Genomic DNA, 2,842 nt, shown 5'->3' on the forward strand with positions numbered 1-2,842 from the left:
CGACTTCTACGACCCCGCCATCAAGCGCGAAACGGTCCGGGCCCTGGCCGCGTCGCCCGCGTTCACGCTCGTCGAGGCCGACATCCGCGACCTGCCCGGCATGCTGGCCGGGCTGGCGCGGGCGGGGGTGGGCGCCGGGCAGGTGCGGGGAATCGTGCACCTGGCCGCGCGCGCCGGGGTGCGCCCCTCCATCGCGGAGCCGGTGCTGTACTCGCAGGTGAACCTGGACGGCACCGCCTGCGTCCTGGAGCTGTCCCGCCAGCTGGGGGCGGGGTCGTTCGTCTTCGGGTCCAGCTCCAGCGTGTACGGCGACCGGGCCGAGGTGCCCTTTCGCGAGGACGACCCGGCGGCGGCCCCCATCTCGCCGTACGCGGCCACCAAGCGCGCGGGCGAGCTGATGTGCCACGCCTACGCCCACCTGTACGGGCTGGCGGTGGTGTGCCTGCGCTTCTTCACCGTCTACGGCCCCCGGCAGCGGCCGGACCTGGCCATCCACAAGTTCGCGCGGCTGATGGCGGCGGGCGAGCCCATCCCCTTCTTCGGCGACGGGTCCACGCGGCGCGACTATACCTACGTCGACGACATCGTGCAGGGGGTGCACGGCGCCGTAGACTACGCCGAAGCCCACCCGGGGTGCTTCGAGGTGGTGAACCTGGGCGAAAACGACACCATCCCCCTTTCGCGCCTGGTGGAGCTGCTGTCGGGGGCCCTGGGCGTGCAGCCCGTGCTGCGGCGGCTTCCCGCGCAGCCGGGCGACGTGGAACGCACCTGCGCCGACATCACCCGCGCGCGCCGGTTGCTGGGATACTCCCCCACCACGCGGATCGAGGAAGGAATTCCGAAGTTCGTGGAGTGGTTCCGCGCCCAGCCGCGCGGGTGACGCTTCCGGGGGCCATGCCGCGCGTCGCCGTCTGCATCGCCACCTTCCGCCGGCCCGAAGGGCTGTCGGCGCTCCTGGCCAGCCTGGGCGCCCTGGCGTTTTCCCGCCGCGCGGCGGAGGTCGTGGTGGTGGCCGCCGACAACGACGCGCGGGAGAGCGCCCGCGGGGTGTGCCGCGAGGCGGCGGGTTCGCTTCCCTGGCCCCTGCATTACGTGGTGGAGGCGGAGCGCAACATCGCGGGCGCGCGCAACCGCGCCGTGGCCCGGGCACTGGAGGCCGGCGCCGACTTCGTGGCGTTCGTGGACGACGACGAGACGGTGTCGCCGGAGTGGCTGGACGAGCTGCTCGACGCGCAGGCGGCCAGCGGCGCCGACGTGGTGCAGGGAAGGGTGGTGCCTTGCTTCCAGCCGGGGACCCCCGCCTGGCTCTCGGGCGCGTGGGTGTACGGGGTTTCGCTTCCCGCGCGGGGTACGCGGCTTCCCGTGGCGTCCACCAACAACGTCCTGGTGCGCGCCGGTCTGCTGGCGGGGGGACGGCCGTTCGACCCCGCGTTCGGGCTTTCCGGGGGCGAAGACTCGCTCTTCTTCCTGCGGGCCGCGCGCGAGGGGGCGCTGATCGTTTCCGCTCCCGCCGCGGTTGCTTGCGAGCACGTATCCCCGGCGCGGGCCCGCGTGGGGTGGGTGCTCCGGCGGGCCTTCCGGGGCGGAAACACGGCGCTGCACTGCGAGTACGCGCTTCCGCGGTCCACGCGCGCGCCGGCCGGGCGGCTGGCGCGCGCCACGCTGCGGATGGGTGCGTCGGTGCCGCTGCTCCCCCTCTCGGTGCTGCGGGGACGGGGGTAGGCGATCCGGGCGCTTTCGGGAATCTGCTACGGGCTGGGGTGCTGGGCGGCCATGGGCGGGTACCGCTACTTCGAGTATCGCCACCTTTCCCCCTGATTCCCGTCCCCCTGAATCCCGGCCGCGAGGTGCCCCCGTCTTCTCCGCCGCCGCGGGCGGCTCCCGCCGGGCGGCTGCCGCGCTGGCTTCCGCGCTGGCTTCCGCCGGGCTCCAACCGGCGGGGCATCGCCTACACGCTCGCGGGCGCCGGCATCCCCGCCGCCCTCGCCCTCGCCGCCATCCCGCGGATCGCCTCGGGGCTGGGCCCGGAGCGGTTCGGGGTGCTGATCCTGGCGTGGACGGTGGTCGGCTACGCCGCGCTCCTGCAGCTGGGGCTGGGGCGCGCCGTGGCGAGGCACGCCTCGGCCGAGCGCCGCCGGGACTCGCGGGTGCTGGCCCCCGTGGTGTGGACGGCCCTGGCCATCAGCGGCGCCCTGGGCGCCGCCGCGGCCGGGGCCCTCTTCGTCTTCGCCGCCCCGATCGCGCGTGGCATCCACGTGCCTCCCGCCATGGCTTCCGAAGCGGCCTCCGCCTTCCGGCTGCTGGCGCTGGCGCTGCCCTTTACGGTCACCGCGCCGGTGCTGGGAGGGGTGCTGGAGGCGCGCCGCCGCTTCGGCCTGGTGAACGCGGTGGCCATGCCCACCGCGGCGCTCACCTATCTGGGCCCGGTGGCCGCGCTGGCCCTGGCGCCGGGGCTGGTGCCCGTGGTGGGCGTGCTGTGCGCGGCGCGGGTGGCCAGCTGGTGCGCCCTGGCCGCGCTTTGCGCGCGCGAGATCCCCCGCCTGCGCACCCCGCGCATGCACCGCAGGCTGGTGAAGCCGCTGCTGGCCTACGGCGGCTGGGCCACCGTGAGCGCCATCGTCTCGCCGCTGCTGGTGTACCTGGACCGGTTCGTGGTGGCCGGCATGGCGTCCGCCGCCGCGGCCGCGTACTACGGCACCGGCCAGGAGGTGGCCCTGCGGCTGGGGATCGCTTCCGGGGCGGTGGTGACGGTGCTCTTTCCTGCCTTCGCGGCCGTCCCCCGCCGCGACGGCGCGCGGCTCGGCCAGCTGCTGGAGCGCGGGGTGGCGGCGGTGGCGCTGCT

General features: G+C 75.3%; 3 protein-coding genes. All 3 read left to right on the forward strand.

Features of this window, described 5'->3' with window-relative positions; all coding sequences use genetic code 11:
- Positions 1-880: GDP-mannose 4,6-dehydratase (locus VIB55_RS14215; RefSeq protein WP_331877315.1), on the forward strand; the 880-nt coding region annotated here is incomplete at its 5' end.
- Complete coding sequence (locus tag VIB55_RS14220) at positions 877-1,722, forward strand: glycosyltransferase family 2 protein (protein WP_331877316.1); 846 nt, start codon at positions 877-879, stop codon at positions 1,720-1,722. The genes VIB55_RS14215 and VIB55_RS14220, both read left to right, overlap by 4 nt.
- Before the next feature lie 125 nt (positions 1,723-1,847).
- A partial coding sequence (locus tag VIB55_RS14225; protein WP_331877317.1) for an oligosaccharide flippase family protein occupies positions 1,848-2,842 on the forward strand: 995 nt, incomplete at its 3' end.

The organism is Longimicrobium sp. (assembly GCF_036554565.1).
Lineage (GTDB): Bacteria > Gemmatimonadota > Gemmatimonadetes > Longimicrobiales > Longimicrobiaceae > Longimicrobium.